The 217-nt window shown below is 35.9% G+C and carries 1 protein-coding gene; it reads right to left on the reverse strand.

From position 1 onward, the window contains the following. The coding region (locus AACQ14_RS24830; protein ID WP_353514037.1) for a TRAP transporter large permease subunit at positions 1 to 213 on the reverse strand (213 nt) is incomplete at its 3' end. Positions 214 to 217: the final 4 nt, after the last annotated feature.

A 217-nucleotide genomic window follows, 5' to 3' on the forward strand; every position in this document is an offset into this window, starting at 1 on the left:
ATCCTTTGCTGCTTGTATCAATAAGTCTCTTTTGTTCTCAGTCACTACAATAGCAGGGCAGTATTCTGGTTTGAATTTACCTAAAACCAAAATATAAATTGTGTATCCAAGAATCAATAAAAATCCAGGAACAACAGCTGCTTTAAATAAGTCACCTACGGGGACGCCCATGACATCACCGAGAATTATTAAAATAATCGATGGCGGAATAATTTGT

This window comes from Vallitalea maricola, assembly GCF_036985595.1.
In the GTDB taxonomy this organism is placed as follows: domain Bacteria; phylum Bacillota; class Clostridia; order Lachnospirales; family Vallitaleaceae; genus Vallitalea; species Vallitalea maricola.